The organism is Xanthomonas sp. F4, from assembly GCF_011761895.1.
The window spans coordinates 1263025-1286433 of sequence record NZ_JAASQX010000001.1; the positions used below are offsets into that span (position 1 = coordinate 1263025).

Consider the following 23409-nt stretch of genomic DNA (forward strand, 5'->3'; position numbering starts at 1 on the left):
CTCGGTTGGCAGTAGAATCGGGGGTTGCGCCCGCGCATGCCGGCGTTTTCCCCACATTCCAGACACCCCCACTCCATGTCAGCTTCCTCTCCTGCCGATCGTTGGATCGTCCTCAAGTTCGGCGGCACTTCGGTGTCGCGTCGTCATCGCTGGGACACGATTGGACGGCTGGCGAAAAAACGCGCGGACGAGACCGGCGCGCGGGTGCTGGTGGTGGTGTCGGCCTTGTCCGGGGTCACCAACGAACTGACCGCGATCGCCGACGGCAGCGCCGACAGCGCGCAACGCGTCGCCGCGCTGGAGCAGCGCCACCGCGAGTTCCTGGGCGAACTGGAGCTGGATGCCGAGGCGGTGCTGGGCGAACGCCTGGCGGCGTTGCGCGGCCTGCTCGCCGATCCGCGCGCGGCCGAGCGCACGCTGGACTGGCAGGCCGAGGTGCTGGGGCAGGGCGAACTGCTGTCCTCGACCCTGGGCGCGGCCTATCTGCGCGCCAACGGCCTGGACATGGGCTGGATGGATGCGCGGCAATGGCTGGACGCGCTGCCGCCGCAGCCGAACCAGAGCGCCTGGTCGCGGCGCCTGTCGGTGTCGTGCCAGTGGCAGTCCGATCCGCAGTGGCGCGCGCGCTTCGTCGCCCAGCCCACACGCATGCTGATCACCCAGGGCTTCATCGCCCGACACGAGGACGGCGGCACCGCCATCCTCGGCCGCGGTGGCTCGGATACCTCGGCGGCGTACTTCGGCGCGCTGCTCGGCGCCAGTCGGGTGGAGATCTGGACCGACGTGCCGGGCATGTTCAGCGCCAATCCGCGCGAGGTGCCGGATGCGCGCCTGCTGACCCGCCTGGACTACTACGAGGCGCAGGAAATCGCCACCACCGGCGCCAAGGTGCTGCACCCGCGCTCGATCAAGCCGTGCCGCGACGGCGGCGTGCCGATGGCGATCCTGGACACCGAGCGCCCGGAGCTGCCCGGCACCAGCATCGACGGCAACGCCCGCACCGTGCCCGGGGTCAAGGCGATCAGCCGCCGCAACGGCATCGTGCTGGTGTCGATGGAAGGCATCGGCATGTGGCAGCAGGTCGGCTTCCTGGCCGATGTGTTCACGCTGTTCAAGAAGCACGGGTTGTCGGTGGACCTGATCGGCTCGGCCGAGACCAACGTCACCGTGTCGCTGGACCCGAGCGAGAACCTGGTCAACACCGACGTGCTGGCGGCGCTGTCGGCCGACCTGGCGGAGATCTGCCGGGTCAAGATCATCGTGCCGTGCGCGGCGATCACCCTGGTCGGGCGCGGCATGCGCTCGCTGCTGCACAAGCTCTCGGACGTGTGGGCCACGTTCGGCAAGGAGCGCGTGCACATGATCTCGCAGTCGTCCAACGACCTGAACCTGACCTTCGTCATCGACGAGACCGATGCCGACGGGCTGCTGCCGATCCTGCACGCCGAGCTGATCGACAGCGGCGCGATGCCGGTGGAAGAGACCGAGGTGTTCGGCCCGCGCTGGCGCGAGATCGCCGGCACGGTGCGGCCGCGGCCGGTGCCGTGGTGGCAGGGCGAGCGCGCGCATCTGCTGCGCCTGGCCGAGGCCGGCACGCCGCGCTACATCTATCACCTGCCGACCCTGCGCGAACGCGCGCGCGCGCTCAAGGCGATCGCGGCGGTGGATCAGCGCTACTACGCGATCAAGGCCAATGCGCATCCGGCGATCCTGCAGACCCTGGTCGAGGAGGGCTTCGGCCTGGAGTGCGTGTCGCACGGCGAACTGCGCCGGGTGTTCGAGAGCGTGCCGGAGCTGTCGCCGCGCCGCGTGCTGTTCACCCCCAGCTTCGCGCCCCGGGCCGAGTACGAAGCCGCGTTCGCGCTGGGCGTGACCGTGACCGTGGACAACGTCGAGGCGCTGCAGCGCTGGCCGGAGCTGTTCCGCGGCCGCAGCCTGTGGCTGCGCATCGACCTGGGGCACGGCGACGGCCACCACGAGAAGGTCAACACCGGCGGCAAGGCTTCCAAGTTCGGCCTGTCGGCGACCCGCGTCGACGAGTTCGTCGAGGCCGCGCGCGCGCTGGACATCCGCATCGTCGGCCTGCACGCGCACCTGGGCAGCGGCGTGGAGACGGCGCAGCACTGGCGGCGCATGTGCGATGAACTGGCCGGCTTCGCCCGGCGCATCGGCAGTGTCGAGGTCATCGACATCGGCGGCGGCCTGCCGATCCCGTACAGCGCCGACGACGAACCGTTCGACCTGGACACCTTCGCGCAGGGCCTGGCCGAGGCCAAGGCGGTGCATCCGGCATTCCGCCTGGCGATCGAGCCGGGCCGCTACCTGGTCGCCGAATGCGGCGTGCTGCTGGCCCGCGCCACCCAGGTGATCGAGAAGGACGGCATCCGCCGGGTCGGCCTGGATGCCGGCATGAACACGCTGATCCGCCCGGCGCTGTACGACGCCTGGCACGACGTGGCGAACCTGAGCCGGTTCGAGCAGCCGGCCGAGACCGTGTTCGACGTGGTCGGGCCGATCTGCGAATCCAGCGACGTGTTCGGCAAGCGCCGGCGCCTGCCGGCAGGCACAGCCCCCGACGATGTGATGCTGATCGCCGACGCCGGCGCCTATGGCTACAGCATGGCCAGCACCTACAACCAGCGCGAGTTGCCCCGCGAGGAGGCGATCGATGGGCGCGCGGACTGAGTTCGTCGCGGGCAGCGCCGCGGCCGGTGCGGTGGCGATGGCGGCGGCCACCGCGCTGGACCAGTCCGGCACGTCGCTGCCGTGGACCGACAGCCTCAAGTGGGCGTTGCCGGCGCTGGCCGCGGCGGCGGCTGGCGCGTGGCTGGCATTGCGCTGGACGCGCCGCGTGCCCGTTGCCAGCGCCGGCGCGCTGGCCGTGCGCACCTTGCTGCTGGCCGTGTTGGCCTACCTGCCGGCGCTGGCGCTGTATGTGCTGGTGGCCGTCCTGGCCTCCGCCGCGTCGGTGCCGGCCGGACAGCATTGGCAACTGCTGCTGATGGCCTTCGTGTTCGGCTGCCTGCCGCTGCTGTGGGCGGCCTTGCCGTTTTCGATGATCGAATTTCTTCTGTGTCGCCGCTATCTGCGGCACACCCGTGTGCTTGCAGGACGTCCATGACCGCTTTCGACAAACAGCAGATCGCCACCTTCCGCTTCGTGCGCTGCGGCTTCGATGCCGACAGCGGCGTGGCGCGCCTGGTCTATGCGTTCGACGACGGCCCGGAGCTGGTGGAGACCATCACCGTGCCCGGCGCGCCGTTCGCGCTCGACCCGGCGCGCGCGCAGGCGGCGCAGCGCGCCCTGCGCCTGCTGCACCTGATCGCCGGCGTCAGCTACTACAAGGCGGCGGTGCCGCCGCGCATCGTCATCGACGATTACGCCATCGATGCCGAGACCGCCGCGCTGCTGGACAGCGTGTACCTGCATGGCCTGGGCGAGTTCGCCTATCGCAACGGCCTAGACCTGCGCGGACGCATCCGCTTCCCGGCCGGGGAGGCCGGTGCCGCCGAAGCGGCGGCGCTGGGGCTGCGCGACCAGGCCCTGGTGGCGATCGGCGGCGGCAAGGATTCGCTGGTCAGCATCGAGGCCCTGCGCGCGGCTGGCGTGGCGCAGACGGTGACCTGGATCGGCGGATCGCAGTTGATCCGCGCCTGCGCCGAGCGCACCGGGCTGCCGACCTTGAACATCGGCCGCACGCTCGCGCCTGAACTGTTCGAGCTGAACCGGCAGGGCGCGTGGAACGGGCATATCCCGGTGACCGCGGTGAACTCGGCGATCCTGGTGTTCGCCGCGGTGCTGCACGATGCCGGCCAGGTGGTGTTCTCCAACGAACATTCGGCCAGCTACGGCAGCCAGATCGCCGGCACCGGCGAGGTCAATCACCAGTGGTCCAAGGGCTGGGCCTTCGAGCAGGCGTTCGGTACCCAGGTGCAGCGCTACGTGGCCGCGGATCTGCGCTACTACTCGCTGCTGCGCCCGCTGTCGGAGCTGGCGGTGGCGCGGCAGTTCGCCAAGACCGACCACTACGACGCGCATTTCTCCAGCTGCAACCGCAATTTCCACATCCTCGGCGAGCGTCCGGCGCACCGCTGGTGCGGGGTCTGTCCGAAGTGCCACTTCGTGTTTCTGGCGCTGGCGCCGTTCATGCCCAAGACGCGGCTGGTGCGGATCTTCGGCCGCAACCTGCTCGACGATGCCGGCCAGGCCGGTGGCTTCGATGCGCTGCTGGAGTTCCAGGACCACAAGCCGTTCGAGTGCGTGGGCGAGGGCCGCGAGTCGCGGGCGGCGATGGCGGCGCTGGCGGCGCGTGCGGAATGGAAGGAGGACGCGCTGGTGGCGCGCTTCATCCACGAGATCCAGCCGCAGCTCGACCCCGTCGACCTGCGCGTGGAGCCGCTGCTGGAACTGGACACGCAGCACCGCATCCCGGCCGACCTGTGGGAACGCGTGCGTGCGAATTTCGCAGCTTGAGTCGCAGCGCGTCGCGCTGTGGGGTTGGGGCCGCGAAGGCCGTGCGGCCTACCGCGCGCTGCGCGATAGCCGGGACCCGGGACCCGGGACCCGGAACGCGGCGTCCACGCCGCTGACCCTGTTCTGCACGTCGGCCGAAGCCGAGGAGGTCGCAATGCTTGGCGATCCTGCGCTGCGGGTGGAGACCGAGGCCAGCGCCGAGCGCCTGGCCGCGTTCGATGTCGTGATCAAGTCGCCCGGGATCAGTCCGTACCGGCCCGAGGCGCAGGCCGCGGCGGCGCGCGGCACGCGTTTCGTCGGCGGCACCGCGCTGTGGTTCGCCGAACACGCCGGCGCGGACGGCGTGGTGCCCGGCAGCGTCTGCGTCACCGGCACCAAGGGCAAGAGCACCACCACCGCGCTGCTGGCGCACCTGCTGCGTGCCGGCGGCCATCGCACCGGCCTGGTCGGCAACATCGGCGTGCCGCTGCTGGAAGTGCTGGCGCCGATGCCGGCGCCGCAATACTGGGCGATCGAACTGTCCAGCTACCAGACCGGCGATGTCGCCCGCAGCGGCGCGCGACCGCAGCTGGCGCTGGTGCTGAACCTGTTTCCCGAGCACCTGGACTGGCATGGCAGCCAGGCGCGCTACATCGCCGACAAGCTCGAACTGGTCACCCATGCGCGGCCGCGCATCGCCCTGCTCAATGCCGCCGATCCGCAGCTGGCGGCCCTGCAATTGCCCGACAGTGAGGTGCGCTGGTTCAACCGCGAGGACGGCTGGCACATGCGCGACGAGGTGGTCTACCGCGGCGACACTGCGGTGTACGACAGCGCGCAGGCGCCGCTGCCGGGCCGGCACAACCGCGGCAACCTGTGTGCGGTGCTGGCGGCGATCGAGGCGCTGGGGCTGGATGCGGCGGCGCTGGCGCCGGCGGCCGATCGCTTCCGACCGCTGCCGAACCGGCTGCAGACCCTGGGCACGCGCGGCGGCGTGACCTATGTGAACGACTCGATCAGCACCACGCCGCACGCCAGCCTCGCGGCGCTGGAGTGCTTCCGCGGGCGGCGCATCGCGCTGCTGGTCGGCGGCCACGACCGCGGCCTGGACTGGCAGGACTTCGCCGAGCAGATGCGCCACGGCGCACCGCTGGAGATCGTCACCATGGGCGCCAATGGCCCGCGCATCCATGCGCTGCTGGCGCCGCTGGCCGCCGAGGCCGGCTTCGGCCTGCATGCCGCGGCCGACCTGGCGGAGGCGGTGGCGCTGGCGCGCGCGGCGCTGGGCGAGCAGGGCGGCGTGGTGCTGCTGTCGCCCGGTGCGCCCAGCTTCGGCGCCTATCGCGACTACGTGGCCCGCGGCCGCCATTTCGCCGCGCTGGCCGGGTTCGACCCGGACGCGATCAGCGCCATTCCGGGGCTGGGCATCGCCTGAGCCGCGTCGCGTGGGCGCACACATCGCGCTGGCGGCGCCTTGCGTACACTCCCGCGCTGGTTCCCACGGGAGAAGGGCGATGCGCACACGTTCGATGATGCGGTGGACCGGTCTGCTCGGCCTGGCCTTGGCGCTGCCGTTGCAGGCCTGGGCGGCGATGCAGGCCAAGCCGGTGGAGTGGCAGGTCGGCAAGGACAGTTTCAGCGGCGTGCTGGTCTACGACGATGCCGACCACGACAAGCGCCCCGGCCTGGTGATGGTGCCGAACTGGCGCGGCGTGAACGACTCCGCGGTGGAAAAGGCCAAGCACCTGGCCGGCGACGACTACGTGGTGCTGGTGGCCGACGTCTACGGCAAGGGCAGGCGACCGGCCAACGATACCGAGGCCGGACAGTTCGCCGGCGCGTTGAAGAAGGATCCGGCCACGCTGCGCGCGCGGGCGTTGGCGGCGGTGGCGGTGCTGAAGGCGCAGGCCGGCAAGGCGCCGCTGGATCCGACCCGGATCGGCGCGGTCGGCTTCTGCTTTGGTGGGACCACGGTGCTGGAACTGGTCCGTGCGGGGGCGCCGCTGGCCGGCATCGTGAGTCTGCACGGTGGCCTGGCGACCGCGGCCCCGGCGGCCGCAGGCAGTGCCAAGGCGCCGGTGCTGGTGCTCAACGGCGCCGACGACAAGAGCGTGAGCCGCGACGATATTGTCGCCTTCGAGCAGGAGATGAACCGCGCCGGCGCCGACTGGCAGTTCGTCAACTTCAGCGGTGCCGTGCATTGCTTCGCCGAAGCCGACGCCAACAGCCCGCCGGGCTGCCAGTACAACCCGCGCGCAGCCAAGCGCGCCTACCGGATGCTCGAGGATTTCTTCGAGGAGCGCTTTGGGCGGGATTAGGGAGGTGCCTCGCGCTGCGCGCTTGGCGGGATTGGGGATTGGCAAAAGCGGTGGATCGCGCTTTGCCAATTCCGCTGCGTAACCAGACCTAAAGCGTGTGCGCTGCTGACTTTGCAGCGTGAGCCGGTAACGTGCCAGGCCTCAGCCAACCGGCTTTAACGAATCCCCATTCCCGATTCCCCAGTCTCTCCGGCGCGCACAGCGCGCCGGGATTTGGGAGGTGCCTCGCGCTGCGCGCTTGGCGGGATTGGGGATTGGCAAAAGCGGTCCGTCGGCGCCGCCTAACTGACCGGTTGGTGTGGCAAGCCTCGCAGCGCTTCAGGCGTCAGCCAAGCCGCCGTTGCGAATCCCCAATCCCGACTCCCCATTCCCAATCCGGCGCGCCCAGCGCGCCGGATCAATGCTTCCGCGAGACCGCGTAGCGGGCCAGACCGCGCAGCGCGGCCACGGCCTCGTTCTCCGGCAGACCGTCCAGGGCGCGCTCGGCGGCGGCGGCGTAGTCGGCCGCGCGGCGGCGGCTGTAGTCGATGCCGCCGCTGGCCTCGATCGCCGCCAGCACCTCGGGCATCGCGCTGGCGTCGCCTTGTTCGACGATCTGGCGCAGGCGCGCGCGAGTGGCGTCGTCCGCGTGCGCCATCGCGTGGATCAGCGGCAGCGTGGCCTTGCCCTCGGCCAGGTCGTCGCCCAGGTTCTTGCCCAGGTCGGCCGCATCGGCGGTGTAGTCGAGCACGTCGTCGGCGATCTGGAACGCATAGCCCAGTTGCATGCCGTAGTCGTACAGGCGCTCCTGCACCGCCTCGCTGGCGCCGGAGGCCAGCGCGCCCAGGCGGGTGCCGGCGGCGAACAGCACCGCGGTCTTGCGCTCGATCACGCGCAGGTACGCGGCTTCGTCGGTGTCGGGGTTGTGCACGTGCAGCAGCTGCAGCACCTCGCCCTCGGCGATGCGGTTGGTGGTGTCAGCCAGCAGGCGCATCACCGCCATGCTGTCCAGCTCCACCATCAGCTGGAAACTGCGCGAATACAGGAAGTCGCCGACCAGCACGCTGGGCGCGTTGCCCCACAGCGCGTTGGCGGTGCTGCGGCCGCGGCGCAGGTCCGACTCGTCGACCACGTCGTCGTGCAGCAGGGTCGAGGTGTGGATGAATTCGATGATCGCCGCCAACTGGTGCTGCATCGGCCCGCCGGCGCCGCAGGCGCGGCCGGCCAGCACCACCAGCATCGGCCGCAGGCGCTTGCCGCCGGCGGAGACGATGTGGTCGGCGATCTGGTTGATCAGCACGACGTCCGAGGCCAGGCGGCGGCGGATCAGGGCGTCCACCTCGGCCATGTCCGGCGCGGCGAGCATCTGGATCTGGGGCAGGCCCAGGGCGGTGCTGGGGGATTCGGCGATGCTCATGCGGACAGGACTGGAAACGTGCGCAAAGTATAGGCTGCGCGGCCACATCCGTCCCGTCGTGAGGCGGGGACAGGGCCGGAGGGCTTGCCGTGCCTGGGTCCGGAGCGCCCTGCGGGCATCGCCCCGGCAGGATTCCGACAGGCCGATGCGGCGTTTTCCGGCATGCCCGCGGGCGCCTGGCGCAGGCCGGCCCATCCCGGCGATGTTAGGATTGCTCCCCGAAATCTTCTTTACCGCTCTGCGTGCCCCCGGCCGCGGAGACCCCAGACGGAAGCAGCTCATGGCCCGCGGCATCAACAAAGTCATCCTCGTCGGCAACCTCGGCAACGATCCCGACACCAAGTACACCCAGGCCGGCATGGCCATCACCCGGATCAGCCTGGCCACCACCAGCGTGCGCAAGGACAAGGACGGCAACCAGCAGGAACGCACCGAGTGGCATCGCGTGGTGTTTTTCGGAAAGCTCGGTGAGATCGCCGGCGAGTACCTGCGCAAGGGCAGTTCGGTCTACGTCGAAGGCTCGATCCGCTACGACAAGTACACCGGCCAGGACGGCGTGGAGAAGTACTCCACCGACATCGTCGCCGACGAGATGCAGATGCTCGGCGGCCGCGGCGAGGGCGGTGGTGGCGGCATGGGCGGCGGCGACCGTCCGCAGCGCTCGGCGCCGCCGCGCCAGGAGCGCTCCGGCATGGGCGGCGGTGGCGGTGGTGGCGGGCAGGATTACGCGCCGCGCCGGCAGCAGCCGGCCCCGCAGCAGTCCGCGCCGATGGACGACTTCGCGGACGACGATATCCCGTTCTGATTTTTCGTAGTTCCTGCGGTGCAAATCGACCCCGGTAAGCCAGTGCGCTTACCGGGGTTTTTCTTTTATGCGGGTGTTTCCCTCGCTGACGGCATGACATCTGTCTTCTGTCTGTAGCGGACGTACACGATAGGCGAGGGGCACCGGGGTGCGCGAAAGCTCGCGTACCGATGCGGCCTTTGCGCCCCGCGAATCCGAAGTCGTGCCTGCCGAAGGGCGGCTCGTACTGGAATGCCGCGTACATCGCGTCGGCGGGCTGGCATCGCGATGCCGACGTCGGGCGGGCGGTGCGGACGTGAATTGCGTTCGAAGACGATGAGGGCGATCTGTTCGCTGCGGCAGCCGGCAGTGTCGATCGCAAATCCCGTTTCGACCGTGTCGTGATCGGGCAAGTTGGTGCGCAAGATCTCGATTCACGCGTCTTCGGTTGCACTGCCATGCGCGCCAATGTGATCGATTGGCTGACAGGCGAGCCGAAGCTTCAGCGCGCCGCGCGAATTCCATCACGTTGATGCGGCCATCGGCGCCACAGGCGTTGTGCCCTGCAGCATGGGTCGTCGTGCAGTGCGTCTTGCAAAACAGCGATTCCCTCCTCTATGGTGCAATCGATTGAATCGCGGCGATTCATCAGCGTTTGACACCGGTTGGGAGGCCGGAAGGTGGATGTCTATCCATTCGAACGGACCGGCGCCGGCCTCGGGGTTCACGCGGCGAGACGCGCTGCGCATGGCGGTCGCCGGGAGCCTTGGCCTTGGGGCGGCGGGCATGCTGCCGGCACGTGCGGCTGCCACGCCGCTCAAGGGCAACCTGAAGCAGTCCGTCGCCCGCTGGACGTTTCCGCAGCTGTCGACCGCACAGCTATGCCAGGTGGTGAAGGGCATGGGGTTCGCCGCCATCGATCTGGTGGGCCCGGCGGATTGGCCCACGCTGAAGGCGCATGGCGTGTACAGCGCGATGTGCAACGGTGCGGAACTCGGCCTGGACAAGGGCTTTGCCGGCAGCCAGTTCCACGATGAGCTGGTCGAGCGCTACACGCGGCACATCGACCTGGTGGCCGATGCCGGCTATCGCAACCTCATCTGTTTTTCCGGCAACCGCAATGGCATGGATCCGCAGGACGGCATGGCCCACGCCGAAGTCGGACTCAAGCGCATCCTCGGCCATGCCGAGAAGCGCGGCGTCGTGCTGGTGATGGAGCTGCTGAACTCCAAGGTCGATCACCCCGACTACCTGTGCGACCACTCTGCCTGGGGTGTCGAGCTGTGCCGGCGGATCGGCTCGGACCATTTCGGCCTGCTGTACGACATCTACCACATGCAGATCATGGAGGGCGACATCATCGCCACCATCGGCAAGCATCACGCGTGCTTCAAGCATTACCACACCGCCGGCGTACCGGGCCGGCACGAGATCGGGGACGCTCAGGAGCTCCACTATCCCGCCATCTGTCGCGCGATTCGCGATACCGGTTTCGATGGCTATCTGGCGCAGGAATTCGTTCCTACGGCGCCGGATCCCGTCGGCTCGCTGCGCGAGGCGATCCGCCTCTGCGACGTCTGAAACGCTATCCACCCAGGTGAAGTAGAACCCATGGCAGACAATCATTACGACGCCATCGTCGTTGGCTCGGGAATCAGTGGCGGTTGGGCGGCGAAGGAGCTGACCGAGAAGGGGCTCAAGGTCCTGATGCTGGAACGCGGCCGCAATATCGAGCACGTCAAGGACTACGTCAACGCGATGAAGGAGGCGTGGGATTTCCCGCACCGCAACCGCCCGACCCAGGCGATGAAGGCCGCTTATCCGGTGCTCATGCGCGACTACGCCCTGGTCGAGAACCTGCAGGGCATGTGGGCCAACGAACAGGAATCGCCCTACACCGAGATCAAGCGATTCGACTGGTTCCGTGGCTATCACGTGGGCGGTCGCTCGCTGATGTGGGGACGGCAGAGCTATCGCCTGTCGGACCTGGATTTCGAGGCGAACCTCAAGGACGGCATCGCCACCGATTGGCCGATCCGTTACGCCGACATTGCGCCGTGGTACGACCACGTGGAGAAGTTCGCCGGCATCGCCGGCACGCGCGAGGGACTGGACGTGTTGCCGGACGGCGAGTTCCTGCCGCCGATCCCGTTGAACATCGTCGAGAAGGACGTTGCCACGCGGATCAAGAAGGCCTTTGGCGGCACCAGGCACCTGATCCACTCGCGCACCGCGAACATCACCCAGCCCAAGGTCGAGCAGGGCCGGGTCAACTGCCAGTATCGCAACAAGTGCATCCTGGGCTGTCCCTTCGGCGCCTATTTCTCGACCCAGGCGGCAACGCTGCCGGCGGCGATGAAGACGGGCAACCTGACCTTGCGGCCGTTCTCGATCGTCAAGGAGGTGCTCTACGACAAGGACCGCAAGCGTGCGCGCGGCGTGGAGATCATCGACGCCGAGAGCGGGCAGACCTACCAGTACACGGCCAATGTCATCTTCCTCAACGCGTCCTCCTTCAATTCGACCTGGCTGCTGATGAACTCGGCCACCGACGTCTGGGACGGCGGCCTGGGGTCCTCGTCCGGCGAACTCGGGCACAACGTGATGGACCATCATTTCGGCGCCGGCGCCTCCGGCCGGGTCGAAGGCTACGACGACAAGTACTACTTCGGCCGTCGTCCCTGCGGCTTCTACATCCCCCGGTTCCGTAACGTCGCCGGAGACAAGCGCGGCTACCTGCGCGGCTTCGGCTACCAGGGCGGCGCCAGCCGCACCGGCTGGTCGCGCGAGATCGCCGAGCTGAACATCGGCGCCGATCTGAAGGAGGCGCTGACCGTGCCGGGCGACTGGCGCATCGGCATGACCGGCTTCGGCGAAATGCTGCCGCACCACGACAACGCGATTCGCCTGGACCCGCAACGCAAGGACAAATGGGGGCTGCCGGTGCTGGCGATGGACGTTGCCATGCGCGAGAACGAAAAGGCCATGCGCAAGGACATGGCCGCCGACGCCGCCGAGATGCTGGAGGCGGCCGGCGTCAAGGAGGTGAAGATGCACGATGCCGACTATGCGCCGGGCAAGGGCATCCACGAGATGGGCACCGCGCGCATGGGCCGGGACCGCAAGAACTCCGTGCTGAACCAGTACAACCAGGTGTGGGACGCGCCGAACGTCTACGTGACCGACGGCGCCTGCATGACTTCCAGTGCTTGCGTGAATCCCTCGCTGACCTACATGGCGCTGACCGCGCGTGCCGCCGATCATGCCGTGCGCGAACTGAAAGCGGGGAACCTGTGATGGAACGTCGCGAACTGCTGAAGATGATCTTCGCCGCCACGGGCGCGGCCATGGTCGGCCTGCCCGCGCTCGCCTCTGCACAGGCGCCGGCCGCCGGGGCGAAGGACCTGTTTTCCGCCGTCGATATCGGCATGCTGGACGAGATCGCCGAGACCATCCTGCCGCGGACCAAGACGCCGGGGGCCAAGGACGCCGGCGCCGGCGCGTTCATGGCGAAATTCGTCACCGACTGCTACACCCCCCGGCAGCAGTCGACGTTCCGCGCCGGCCTGGCCGAGATCGACAAACGTGCCGGCGGTCGATTCGTGTCGCTCACGCCACAGGCCCGTACCGAGTTGCTGCGCGCCCTGGATGCGGAAGCCAGGACACACGTCGTCGACGTGACCGACATCGGCACCGCCGAAGTGGCGGACGCGATGCCGCATCCCTTCACGATGCTCAAGCAGCTGACCATCTTCGGCTTCTTCACCTCCAAGGTCGGCGCGACCGAAGTGCTGCGCTACGTCGCCGTGCCGGGCCGCTTCGAAGAGGTGACCTATGTTCCCGGCACGCCGGCCTGGGCAACCAGCTGATGGAACGCCTCGCTTCGCCATTCCTTCCTTTCCTGGAAACACGATGACCAGACCCTTGCTGATGGCGGCCTGCCTGCTGGCCGCGGCGCCTGCGTTCGCGCAGGCCGACGGCGACCCCGCACGCGATCCGACCAAGACCGAAGTGTGGAAGCCGGTGCCCGCGGTCGTGGCCACGCCCCCGGGCAGCGCGCCCTCGGATGCGATCGTGCTGTTCGACGGCAAGGATCTGTCGGCCTGGGAGTCGGAGCAGGGCGGACGCGCGCCCTGGCTCGTCGCCGACGGCGCGATGACCGTGGTGCCGGGCAGCAAGGGCATCCGCACCAAACAGCGCTTCTGCGACATCCAGTTGCACGTCGAGTGGCGCACGCCCACCGCGACCCGCGGATTCGAAGGCCAGCAGCGGGGCAACAGCGGCATCTTCCTGCAGGAACGGTACGAGTTGCAGGTGCTCGACAGCTACAACAACCCCACCTATGCCAACGGCCAGGCCGGTGCGATCTACAAGCAGGCCATTCCGCTGGTGAATGCCTCGCGTGCGCCGGGCCAGTGGCAGGCGTACGACATCATCTGGAAGGCGCCCCGCTTCTCGCAGGGCGGCGGACTCACGTCGCCCGCCCGCATCACCGTCCTGCACAACGGCGTCCTGGTGCAGGACGACACCGTGCTGTCGGGCAAGACCGAGTACATCGGCGCGCCGTCGTACGCGCCGCATGCATGCGCGCCGCTCCTCCTGCAGGAGCACGACTCCAAGGTCAGCTACCGCAACATCTGGGTGCGCGAGCTGTAGCGCCGGCGCGCCGTCGGCGCCGGTCGCCTATTGCGCCAGGAAGCTGGCGAGGTCGTCGACTTCCTGTTGGGACAGCTGCGAAAAGGGGGGCATCAAGCCGCCGCCCTTGCGGATCTTCTCCTTGATCTGCGCAGGCTGCAGGCGCTTGCCCACGTCGGTCAGTGCGGGGAACGTGGGCGGGACGCCTGCGCGATTGGCGCCGTGGCATGCCGTGCAGTGGGTAGCGTAGAGCTGCGCGCCGGCCGTCGGGTCGTCCTTGGACCATGCCGTGGGCGCAAGCGTCGTCCCCAGCAGCACCACGGCCATCGTCAGGATCGTTTTCAAGCGGGCCTCCTTTGTGGACTAGCGCGGCGTGGCGGCGGGCAGGTGTTCGCGCAGGTACGCCGCCCCGGTCTTGACGACGGTGGCCGGATCGCGCGGTTGGTCGTGCTCGATGATGTACCACTGCACGCCGCTCGCCGCCGCGGCAGGCAGGATCGCGCTCCAGTCCAGCACGCCCTGGCCGACGGCGGCGAAGCCCCCTTCGTCTTCGGCCTGGCCTTTCGGTGCATTGTCCTTGGCGTGGACCGCGAACATGCGGCCCTTGAACTTGCCCAGCATCGTCGCCGGGTCGTAGCCCGCGCGCGCGACCCAGGCCAGGTCCAGCTCGGTCTGCAGATCGGGGCCGGCCGCGGCGAACAGCAGTTCCAGGCCGGTCTTGCCATCGAAGTCGACCAGTTCGAAGTCGTGGTTGTGATAGGCCAGGCGCATGCCCTTGGCGCGCGCCTTTTTCGCGATCTGGCCCAGTTCCTTGCCCAATGCCGTCCAGCCTGCGGCATCGGTGGGCCGATCCTTCTGGTCCAGGTAAGGCACCACCAGCGTCGTGTTGCCGATCGACCGGTTGAAGGCCACCGCGCCGTCCAGGTCCTTGCGCAGATCGGCCAGTTGCACGTGCGAGGAGATCGCCTTAATCGCATACTTGTCCAGCAACTGCTTGAGTTCCACCGCGCTGACGTTCTGCGTACCGACCGTTTCCACCGCGCCCACGCCCGCGTCATGGACGATCTTCAACTGTTGGTCGAGCGAGCCGGCGTTGCGCAGCGTGTACATCTGCACCGCGATGGGTTTCTGCGGGCCGGCGGCGTCGCGTGCGAAGGCGGGCAGGGCAGCCAGGAGCAGCAGTGCGAGGGTTGCGGTTCTGCGTGTCGGTGTGTTCATCAGGAAGTCCTCCCGGGAATCAATCGATGGATGTCCAGCCGCGTGTCCTGGCCGATGTGATGACGCGATCGACGATCAGCGCCGAACGCAGCCCGTCGTCGAAGGTGGGCAGGCCTTCCGGCCGCTCGCCGTCGATGGCGCGGTAGGTGTCGGCGACGAACGCCTCGAAGCAATCGCCGTAGCCCTGCGCGTGCCCGGCCGGCAGCGTCGCCAGCCGGCGTTGTTCGGCGCTGCCGGCGCCCGGCCCGCGCACGAACACTTCCTCGCGCTGGTCCGGCCGGCCGATCCACAGCCGTTCGGCGTCCTCCTGGTCGAACGCCACGCTGGCCCTGGCGCCATCGATCTCGAACCAGAGGCGATTGCGGCGTCCCGCCGAGACCTGGCTGACCGTCAACGAGGCCAGCGTGCCCGCGCCGGTTCGGAGCATCGCCATGGCCACGTCTTCGCTGGAGACCGCCTGCATCGCGCCGCCCGCCGCCGGCGTGGTGAAGCTCTGCCCGGTGTTGGTGCCGCGCTCGGCGATCACGGTCGCGAACGCCGCGCTGACCTCGGCGAAGCGCTCGCCGCTGACCCATTCCACCAGGTCGCACCAGTGCGAGCCGATGTCGGCGAACACCCGCGACGCGCCGCCCAGCGTCGGGTCCACGCGCCAGTTGTTGCTGGCCGGGTCCAGCAGCCAGTCCTGCAGGTAGCTGCCGTGGATCAGGCGCAGCGGCCCCAGTTCGCCCTGGGCGATGCGGGCGCGCGCCTCGCGGATCACCGGGTGGTAGCGGTAGACGAAGGGCACCGTGGCGACCAGTCCGGTCGAGCGGGCCAAGGCCGCCAACGCCCGGGCGTCGTCCAGCGTCGTGGCCAGCGGCTTCTCGCAGATCACGTGCTTGCCGGCGTCCAGCGCCGCCTGCGCCATGGCACGGTGCAGATGGTTGGGCGTGCAGACGTGCACGACCTGCACCTGCGGATCGGCGACCACCTCCTCGAGATCGCGATAGGCGCGCGGGACGTCCCATGACTGCGCCACGTCGCGCGCGCGCTGCGGGGAGGAGGCGGCGACGCCGCGGACCGCGGCACCGGCAAGCAGGGCCGCGCGACGGTGCACGGCGCCGATCATGCCGGTGCCGACGATGGCGATTCCAAGCTTGGGCATCGGGGGGGTCCTCAAGGCGCGGAAGGTGCGGCCGCGACGGCGGGCCGGTCGCGGAACAGCAGCAGGAAGGCGATCAGCACGAGCAGCGCGACACCGGCCGGGAACAGCCAGATCCGCTGCCAGTCCGGGCCTGCCGCGGTGGTGTAGTGCTCCACCACCGCGCCGGACAGGAACGTACCGATCAGCATGCCCACCCCGTAGGTGGCCAGGGTGATGAAGCCCTGCGCACTGCTGCGCGCGGCGGGGCCGGCATGCGCATCGGTGTAGATCTGGCCGGTGACGAAGAAGAAGTCGTAGCAGATGCCGTGCAGCACGATGCCGATCACCAGCAGGGAAAAGCCGCCGCCCGCATCGCCGAAGGCGAACATCGCGTAGCGCACCACCCACGCCGCCATGCCCACCGCGAGCATCGTCTTGACGCCCAGCCGCACGAACAGGAACGGCATGGCCAGCATCAGCAGGACTTCGGACACCTGGCCCAGCGATTGCAGGCCGGCCGCACCGCGCACGCCCAGATCGTTGAGGTAGGGGTTGGTGAAGTTGTAGTAGAACGCCAGCGGAATGCAGATGGCGATGGACGCCAGGAAGAACACCAGATAGGAGCGCGACTTGAGCAGCCGCAGCGCGTCCAGCCCCAGGATCTGCCCCAGCCCTGCATCGCGCTGTTGCGCCAGTGGCGGAGTGTGCGGCAGGGTGAAGGCATACAGGCCCAAGGCCAGCGACGCCATCGCCGCCATCCGGAACGTCAGCTCGAGCTGATGCGCCTGTTCCCAGCCCAGCCAGCCGATCAGCACGCCGGCCACGATCCAGCCGACGCTGCCGGCGACCCGCACCGGCGGAAACTGCTTTTCAGGCGATTGCATGTGCCGCATCGCCACGCTGTTGGCCAGTGCCAGCGTCGGCATGAACAGCAGCATGTAGCCCATGACGCAGGCGAAGAACACGCTGAAGGTCGTCGCCGTGGACGCCAGCCACATGAGCACCGCACCGGCGAGGTGCAGCAGTGCGAGGATGCGCTGCGCCGCGAAGTAGCGATCGGCGATCAGGCCGACCAGGAACGGGGCGACGATGGCGCCGATGGACTGGCTGAGGAACGCCGTCGCCACCTGGCTCGCGCTGGCCTGCAGGGGGCCTTGCACCAGGTACGTGCCCAGGGTCACGAACCATGCCCCCCAGATGAAGAACTGCAGAAACATCATCGCGCCCAAGCGCGACATGGTGTGCGTCATGGCGTCCCCTCCCAGGGCGGCAATGGCTCAGGTTCCCAGCATGCGCCGCAGCGAGTCCGGATCGGCGCCGCTGCCGGCGAAGTCGTCGAAGGCGCGTTCGGTCACGCGGATGATGTGCTCGCGAATGAACGCGGCACCCTCCCGTGCCCCATCTTCCGGGTGCTTCAGGCAGCACTCCCACTCCAGCACCGCCCAGCCCGGGAAGTCGTATTGGGCGAACTTGGAGAAGATCGCCTTGAAATCGATCTGGCCATCCCCGAGCGAACGGAACCGCCCCGGACGCTCGATCCAGTCCTGGTAACCGCCGTACACGCCGCTGCGCGCGCTGGCGCGATACTCCGCGTCCTTGACGTGGAAGATGCCGATGCGCGCGTGGTAGCGATCGATGAACCCCAGGTAGTCCATCTGCTGCAGCAGCAGGTGGCTGGGGTCGTACAGGATCTTGGCGCGGGGGTGGTGGTCGACCATGTCGAGGAAGCGCTCGAAGGTCGCGCCGTCGTGCAGGTCCTCGCCCGGGTGGATCTCGAAGCACAGGTCCACGCCACAGGCGTCGAAGGCATCCAGGAGGGGGCGCCAGCGCCGACCGAGTTCGGCGAAGGCTTCTTCCACCAGCCCGGGCGGGCGTTGCGGCCAGGGATAGAAGTAAGGCCAGGCCAGCGCGCCGGAGAACGTGGCATGCGCGGTCAGCCCCAGGCGCTGGCTGGCCTTGGCGGCCAGACGCAGCTGCTCCACCGCCCAGGCCTGGCGGGCGGCGGGGTTGCCGCGCTTGTCCGGGGGTGCGAAGCCGTCGAACAGGCTGTCGTAGGCGGGGTGGACGGCGACCAGCTGTCCCTGCAGGTGGGTGGACAGCTCGGTGATCTGCAGGCCGTGCCCGGCCAGCATGCCGGCGAGGTCGTCGCAGTACGCCTGGCTGTGCGCGGCCTGGGCCAGATCGAACAGGTGGGGCGCGCTGGTGGGGACTTGTAGGCCAGAATAGCCCAGGCCCGCGGCCCATTCGGCCAGCGTGTCCAAGCGATTGAAGGGAGGTGTGTCGGCGATGAACTGTGCCAAGAACAGCGCTGGACCCTTGAGCGTCTTCAACGTGATTCGCCCTCATGCAATCGATTGAATCATCCTAGCATGGGCCTCCCGCAAGACCCGTTGTGCACTGCACAGCAGCAACAAGAGCTCAGTTCATGGCGACCACCATCTACGACATCGCAAAGCACGTCGGCGTCACCGCGGGCACGGTGTCGCGGGCGCTCTCCCGGCCGGAAAAAGTCCTGCCCGCCACGCGCGCGCGCATCGAGCAGGCCGCCGCCGCGCTGGGCTATGTCCCCAACACGGTGGCACGGACGCTCAAGACCCAGCGCAGCGGCAAGCTCCTGGTCACCGTCCCGGACATCGCCAATCCCTTCTTCGCCCAGATCCTGCAGGGCGCGGAGGACGCCGCGCAGGCGGTCGGCTACGCCGTGCTGCTGGGCGATACCCAGCACCAGCCCGACCGCGAGGAGCGCTACGCGCAGATGCTCCCACGCAACGAGGCGGACGGCCTGATCGTGCTGGGACATCGCCTGCCGCCGACGGCGCGTGAGATCGTCAAGCAGCAGGGCGCCGCCGCGCCAGTGGTCAACGGCTGCGAGTTCGACCCGGCGCTGGGGATTCCGAGCGTCCATATCGACAACGCCGCCGCCGCACGCGCGGTGATGGAACACCTGTATGGACTGGGGCACGCGCGGATCGCCGTGGTGGGTGGCCCGCCCGATAATCCCCTGCATCAGCAGCGACTGGAAGGGGTCCGCGCTTCCGCCAAGGCACGCGGCCGTCTGCGCAACCTGACCGTCGTGCCGGGCGACTTCTCCGTCGAATCCGGCCATGCGGCGGCGATGGCGCTATTGGGCCGTACACCCGCGCCGACCGCGATCTTCTGTTTCAGCGATCAGATGGCACTGGGTGCCCTGGCGGCCTGCCGCGACCTGGGTATCCGCGTGCCGGACGACCTGTCCATCGTCGGCTTCGACGACCTGGCCTCGTCCAGTTACCTCACGCCGCCATTGACGACCATCCGGCAGCCCATGCGCGAAATCGGCGTCCGCGCGGTCAACCTGCTGCTCGCGATCATCGAAAAGGTGGACGTGCCGTTGCAGCAGACGCTGGATTTCAGCTTGATGGTGCGCGGGTCGACCGGTGCGCCGAGGGGGTAAATGACGGCGGGGATATGGGGCGATGCGCTTGATCGGTGCGCGCCGCCATTTCCGTGGCAGATGAGGGCATGGGGCTTCAGGCTGCATGCCCTTTTGGGTTTCCAGCCCCGAGGTTGCCGGAGGTCGGCGCCCAGGTTCCGGTACGCCATCGGACAAGCGCCTGGATTAAACTTCACGCGAACGTCACGCCAACAGGAACAGGGGAACAGGGAATGAAAAGGGGACTGCGCGCAGTCGCGTTGTTGTGTCTGCTGGGAGCGGGGAATGCATGGGCGCAGGTGGATCTGGCGCCTTATCTCAAGAAGGAACAGGTTGGCGAGTTGAAGCTGTCGCCCACCGGTGAGTATTACGCCGCGACCGTGCCGCTGGCCGACCGCACTGCGCTGGCGGTGATGCGCCGCTCCGACAGCAAGATCGTCGGCAGTTTTTCGATGGACAAGAACAGCCACGTCAACGAATTCGAGTGGGTCAACGACACCCGCGTGGTGTTCAGCATGGCCGAAAAGATAGGGTCGCTGGACGCGCCGAGGGGAACCGGAGAACTGTTTGCGATCAATGCCGATGGCAGTGCCGCCGAATTGCTGGTGGGTCAGCGGGTGACCGGCAACGGTCCCGGCACCTTGATCCAGACCAAGAAGGTCGAGGACGTCATCGCCGACATGGTCGGTCCGCTGCCTGGCGATGACCGCAACGTCATCATCCAGGTCCGCCCGTTCAGCGTCAGCAAGGACCCTTACAGCCGCGCCGAGATCATGGATGTGTACACGGGTCGCCGCCGCACGCTGGCCGGTTCGCCGAAGGTGCGCGGTGCCGAGTTCTACAGCGACGAGCAAGGCAAGGTGCGCTTCGCCTCGGGCGCCGACGCCGACAATGCCAGGAAGCTGTTCTACCGCGATCCGCAGGGCAGCGACTGGAAGTTGATCAACGACGAGAACGTCAGTCAGCACGTAGAGACGCCGCTCGGATTCTCCGAGGATGGGCGGATCGCCTATCTGCAGGTTCAGCAGGCCAAGGGCAGCGACGCGATCGAGTCATGGAATGCGGACAGCGGCGAGCGCAAGGTCGTGGCGCACGATGCGCTGGCCGATCCCTACCGGATCATGTACCGCCACGGCACCCGTGTCCCGGTCGGGGTCGAGGTGCTGGGCGACAAGCCGCGCAGCCTGTTCTTCGACGCGAACTCGCCGGAAGCCAAGACCCAGCGCTCGCTGGAAGCGGCCTTCCCGGGGCAGGCGGTCTACGTCACCTCGAGCACCCGCGATGGCCGGCTCAACCTGGTGCAGGTGCAGTCCGGGCGCAATCCGGGCGAGTTCTATCTGTTCGATACGGTGGCCAAGAAGGCAGAGTTCGTCTTTGCGCGTCGCGCTGCCTTGCAGCCGCCCAAACTGGGCGAGGTGCGGCCGATCGCGCTGCAGGCACGCGATGGCCTGACCTTGCACGGCTTCGTGACGCTGCCCACGTCGGCCGCCACGGGCAAGGTGCCGATGGTGGTGATGCCGCATGGTGGCCCCTTCGGGATCTTCAACAACGGCCTGTTCGACGAGGATGCCCAGCTCCTGGCCAGTGCCGGCTATGCGGTGTTGCAGGTCAATTATCGCGGTTCCGGCAACTACGGCCGCTCGTTCAAGCAGGCGGGCGCCGGCCAGTGGGGTGGCAAGATGCAGGACGACGTCACCGATGCCACGCGCTGGGCGATCGCCCAGGGCATCGCTGATCCGCAGCGCATCTGCATGTTCGGCGCCAGCTATGGTGCCTACGCGTCGTTGATGGGGGTCGCCAAGGAGCCGTCGCTGTACCGCTGTGCGGCCGGCTATGTCGGTGTCTACGACCTGCCGCTGATGTACGCGAAGGGCGATATCCAGCAACGCGACGCGGGCCAGACCTATTTGCGGGAGTGGTTGGGGCCGAGCAGCGAACTGGCTGCGGTCTCGCCGGTCAACCTGGCCGACAGGATCAAGGTGCCGGTATTTCTGGCGGCTGGCGGCGAGGACGAGCGCGCCCCTATCCTGCACTCCAAGAAGATGGAAGCCGCGCTGAAGAAGGCCGGGGTGCCGGTGGAAACGCTGTATGTCCCGACCGAGGGACATGGCTTCTATACCGAGGAACACCGTCGCGAGTTCTACACTCGGCTGCTGGCGTTTCTGAGCAAGTCGCTGGGCGGCGCGCAGGCGGCGCCGGCAGCGACGAAACCGTAAGTGGTTTTCGCCTGGCGATACGTGTGAGGCGCATGCGCCACAGCTGTGCGGCATCAGTGCGGTCCGGTGCTTCCGGGCCGCACTGATGACGGTTGGGCTCCATAGTTCAGCGTGACCAACTGGCACTTCGGGGTCTTGCCGAATTGGTCACCTGCTTCCATGGCTGGTCGATCTTGCTGCTCTGGCCGTCCGGCGCCTCGATCGTAGGCTGAGAACGCGACGTCCGCGCCTGCCGCATGGGATTGTCAGGCAAACTGCCGGACGAAGCGCTCCAGCCAAAGGAACGAGATCAACGGCGCCGTCAGCGGACGTGCGCGCGTCGCCACCAATTCGTCCAGAAGTTGCAGTACGGCGTCGCGGTTGACCAGGCCCAAGTCGGCAAGGGCGCATTCGCTCAGCTGCATGGCGATCGTCTTGGCGTGATGTGCGATCAGCTCAGGCAGGACATGGGCGAACGTTTCCTTGCAATAATCCCGTGGAAATATGTCGCCTACGTTGGCCTGCAAATATCGCCACATCGTTTCTCGATCTTTCCGGCTCTCGAGCGGCAGGCGCCGACAAAAAGCAACCAGATGTGGATCGCTTAGCGGATTGACCGGCCAAAGGCCTCGCCGCAGCAGATGCGGAGCCTGGCACATGCTCGAGGCCAACACCGAGGCAGATAAAGGTCCGGCGGGCGCATCGAATCCATTGAGCGAACGCGATGCATTGAGCGCTCGGGGCGTCAACAATAGGTCCGCGCGCCGCTTGGCTTCTGCGGCCACAATGCCATTGCGGCTGCCGGTGGAGTGTTCCTCGTTCCGATACGTCGGGAACAACTGGTCTCCGCCAATGCCGGTGAAAAGCCGATCGCTCCCCTGCGCTTGAGCACTATCCCACACGCTTTCGAACGCTTCGAGGTAGAACTCGGCAAGGGGATAGTCCGGTCGGCTCGCACTCGGTTGTAGATCGAGCGTCGGCGGGAACGCGTCGATATTGACCGCCGTGTCGCGAAGACCCAGCGTTTCGACAAGCAGGCGGCGACGTTCGACCTGGTTCTGACTGGATCCCGCATCGAGCAAGATTCCCAGGCTAAGGATGTTGTGCTGCGATCGCGTCAGCGCGCATGCAACAGTCGCCGAGTCCATGCCCCCGCTCAACTCGACGGCCACCTGTTTCGACGCGGGTCGAATCGAAACCGCGCGATGCAATAGTTGGCCGAATCGCTTCATGCCGTAGTCGCTCAATGCGTCATCGGAAGGCGCTACGGTTTCTGCAGGCGAGGGGTAGACGTAACGGACCTTGCCCGGCTCCGCGTAAAGCGTGGCGCGTTCCGTCAGCATCAGAACGCCCGAAAACAACTGCCTGGCGGAATAATCCGCGCCGAGTGCGAGACGCCGGCTGGCCATCTCCAAATCAATGGTGGTGGATCGGGAAAAAAAGTCGGCCAGATCGTAGGAGATTTCTACTGCGTCATCGGAGACCCGGCAGTAGACTGGCGCCGATCCGAGCAGGCCGGCGCGCAGCTTCAATCGGCATCCGGCCTGGGCCACTTCGATCATGAGATAATCGAGCGGCCATAGCAAAGCCTCTTTGTAGAGCTGGTCGAATCGATCGGCATCGACCAGAATGCCCGTATCGTCTTTTTTCCATTCGATTTCCGTGCAACGTTCGCGCACCGTGGCGAACCACTGTCCCTGCGTGCGGACTACAACGGTTTCCACAGCGGGGTGATGGTAGGCGACGATCTGGCTTTTCCCGAGGTACAGGGTGTCGTTCTGCCACAGCGGCGATTGCTCGAGGTCGGAAAAGGCAATGGTGGCCTTGATCATGGAGATCGGCTGCCTGAGAGCGGTGTCGTGTGGTGACCGCGTTT

General features: G+C 67.7%; 19 protein-coding genes. 12 read left to right on the forward strand and 7 right to left on the reverse strand.

Features of this window, described 5'->3' with window-relative positions; translation table 11 throughout:
* Nucleotides 1-75: 75 nt before the first annotated feature.
* From FHR66_RS05610 to FHR66_RS05630, 5 genes are all read left to right on the forward strand, one after another.
* Complete coding sequence (locus tag FHR66_RS05610) at nt 76-2685, forward strand: bifunctional aspartate kinase/diaminopimelate decarboxylase (RefSeq protein ID WP_160970044.1); 2610 nt, start codon at nt 76-78, stop codon at nt 2683-2685.
* A complete protein-coding gene (locus FHR66_RS05615; protein ID WP_160970046.1) occupies nt 2669-3121 on the forward strand; it encodes a hypothetical protein in 453 nt (150 codons plus the stop codon). Before FHR66_RS05610 ends, FHR66_RS05615 begins: the two co-directional genes overlap by 17 nt.
* Entirely contained in the window at nt 3118-4473 is a 1356-nt protein-coding gene (gene murL / locus FHR66_RS05620) for a UDP-N-acetyl-alpha-D-muramoyl-L-alanyl-L-glutamate epimerase (RefSeq protein ID WP_160970048.1), read from the forward strand. The genes FHR66_RS05615 and murL overlap by 4 nt, the downstream gene beginning before the upstream one ends.
* Nucleotides 4454-5887, forward strand: a complete 1434-nt coding sequence (gene murD / locus FHR66_RS05625) for a UDP-N-acetylmuramoyl-L-alanine--D-glutamate ligase (protein WP_160970050.1) — start codon at nt 4454-4456, stop codon at nt 5885-5887. Before murL ends, murD begins: the two co-directional genes overlap by 20 nt.
* A 79-nt stretch (nt 5888-5966) precedes the next feature.
* Nucleotides 5967-6770 (forward strand): dienelactone hydrolase family protein, encoded by an 804-nt coding sequence (locus FHR66_RS05630; RefSeq protein ID WP_160970052.1) that lies wholly within the window; start codon nt 5967-5969, stop codon nt 6768-6770.
* Between the two features lie 397 nt (nt 6771-7167).
* On the opposite strand, the gene FHR66_RS05635 is transcribed toward FHR66_RS05630, so the two are convergent.
* Nucleotides 7168-8166, reverse strand: a complete 999-nt coding sequence (locus FHR66_RS05635) for a polyprenyl synthetase family protein (RefSeq protein ID WP_160970054.1) — start codon at nt 8164-8166, stop codon at nt 7168-7170.
* A gap of 280 nt (nt 8167-8446) precedes the next feature.
* On the opposite strand from FHR66_RS05635, the gene FHR66_RS05640 reads away from it, so the two are divergent.
* The 5 genes from FHR66_RS05640 to FHR66_RS05660 all read left to right on the forward strand — a co-directional run bounded on the left by FHR66_RS05640 (nt 8447) and on the right by FHR66_RS05660 (nt 13606).
* The gene (locus FHR66_RS05640; RefSeq protein ID WP_160970056.1) at nt 8447-8971 is read left to right on the forward strand and encodes a single-stranded DNA-binding protein; all 525 of its coding nucleotides are present in this window, start codon (nt 8447-8449) and stop codon (nt 8969-8971) included.
* A 663-nt stretch (nt 8972-9634) separates the two neighbouring features.
* Entirely contained in the window at nt 9635-10531 is an 897-nt protein-coding gene (locus tag FHR66_RS05645; protein ID WP_160970058.1) for a hydroxypyruvate isomerase family protein, read from the forward strand.
* Nucleotides 10532-10561: 30 nt separating this feature from the next.
* On the forward strand, nt 10562-12247 hold the full coding sequence (locus FHR66_RS05650; RefSeq protein WP_160970060.1) for a GMC oxidoreductase: 1686 nt from the start codon (nt 10562-10564) through the stop codon (nt 12245-12247).
* The gene (locus FHR66_RS05655; RefSeq protein ID WP_160970061.1) at nt 12247-12819 is read left to right on the forward strand and encodes a gluconate 2-dehydrogenase subunit 3 family protein; all 573 of its coding nucleotides are present in this window, start codon (nt 12247-12249) and stop codon (nt 12817-12819) included. Before FHR66_RS05650 ends, FHR66_RS05655 begins: the two co-directional genes overlap by 1 nt.
* Nucleotides 12820-12862: 43 nt before the next feature.
* Nucleotides 12863-13606: a 3-keto-disaccharide hydrolase gene (locus tag FHR66_RS05660; protein WP_202394946.1), complete on the forward strand. Its 744-nt coding sequence runs from the start codon at nt 12863-12865 to the stop codon at nt 13604-13606.
* Nucleotides 13607-13633: 27 nt separating this feature from the next.
* On the opposite strand, the gene FHR66_RS05665 is transcribed toward FHR66_RS05660, so the two are convergent.
* Genes FHR66_RS05665 through FHR66_RS05685 form a run of 5 tightly spaced genes read right to left on the reverse strand, consistent with a single transcriptional unit; the run spans nt 13634 to nt 18256 of the window.
* Nucleotides 13634-13930, reverse strand: a complete 297-nt coding sequence (locus FHR66_RS05665) for a c-type cytochrome (RefSeq protein WP_237475439.1) — start codon at nt 13928-13930, stop codon at nt 13634-13636.
* Nucleotides 13931-13948: 18 nt separating this feature from the next.
* Nucleotides 13949-14803 carry a sugar phosphate isomerase/epimerase family protein gene (locus FHR66_RS05670; protein WP_160970063.1) on the reverse strand — a complete coding sequence of 285 codons (855 nt, stop codon included), beginning with the start codon at nt 14801-14803 and terminating at the stop codon, nt 13949-13951.
* A 19-nt stretch (nt 14804-14822) separates the two neighbouring features.
* Nucleotides 14823-15947, reverse strand: a complete 1125-nt coding sequence (locus tag FHR66_RS05675) for a Gfo/Idh/MocA family protein (RefSeq protein ID WP_160970065.1) — start codon at nt 15945-15947, stop codon at nt 14823-14825.
* A gap of 11 nt (nt 15948-15958) precedes the next feature.
* Nucleotides 15959-17176, reverse strand: a complete 1218-nt coding sequence (locus FHR66_RS05680) for a nucleoside permease (RefSeq protein ID WP_160970067.1) — start codon at nt 17174-17176, stop codon at nt 15959-15961.
* A gap of 27 nt (nt 17177-17203) precedes the next feature.
* Nucleotides 17204-18256 (reverse strand): sugar phosphate isomerase/epimerase family protein, encoded by a 1053-nt coding sequence (locus FHR66_RS05685; RefSeq protein ID WP_167087570.1) that lies wholly within the window; start codon nt 18254-18256, stop codon nt 17204-17206.
* Between the two features lie 95 nt (nt 18257-18351).
* Between FHR66_RS05685 and FHR66_RS05690 the strand changes: the two genes are divergently transcribed.
* Both FHR66_RS05690 and FHR66_RS05695 read left to right on the forward strand, forming a co-directional pair.
* Nucleotides 18352-19359: a LacI family DNA-binding transcriptional regulator gene (locus FHR66_RS05690; RefSeq protein ID WP_160970071.1), complete on the forward strand. Its 1008-nt coding sequence runs from the start codon at nt 18352-18354 to the stop codon at nt 19357-19359.
* 212 nt (nt 19360-19571) lie between these two features.
* A complete protein-coding gene (locus tag FHR66_RS05695) occupies nt 19572-21554 on the forward strand; it encodes an alpha/beta hydrolase family protein (RefSeq protein WP_202394949.1) in 1983 nt (660 codons plus the stop codon).
* A gap of 245 nt (nt 21555-21799) precedes the next feature.
* On the opposite strand, the gene FHR66_RS05700 is transcribed toward FHR66_RS05695, so the two are convergent.
* On the reverse strand, nt 21800-23365 hold the full coding sequence (locus tag FHR66_RS05700; RefSeq protein WP_160970073.1) for an asparagine synthase-related protein: 1566 nt from the start codon (nt 23363-23365) through the stop codon (nt 21800-21802).
* Between the last annotated feature and the right edge of the window lie 44 nt (nt 23366-23409).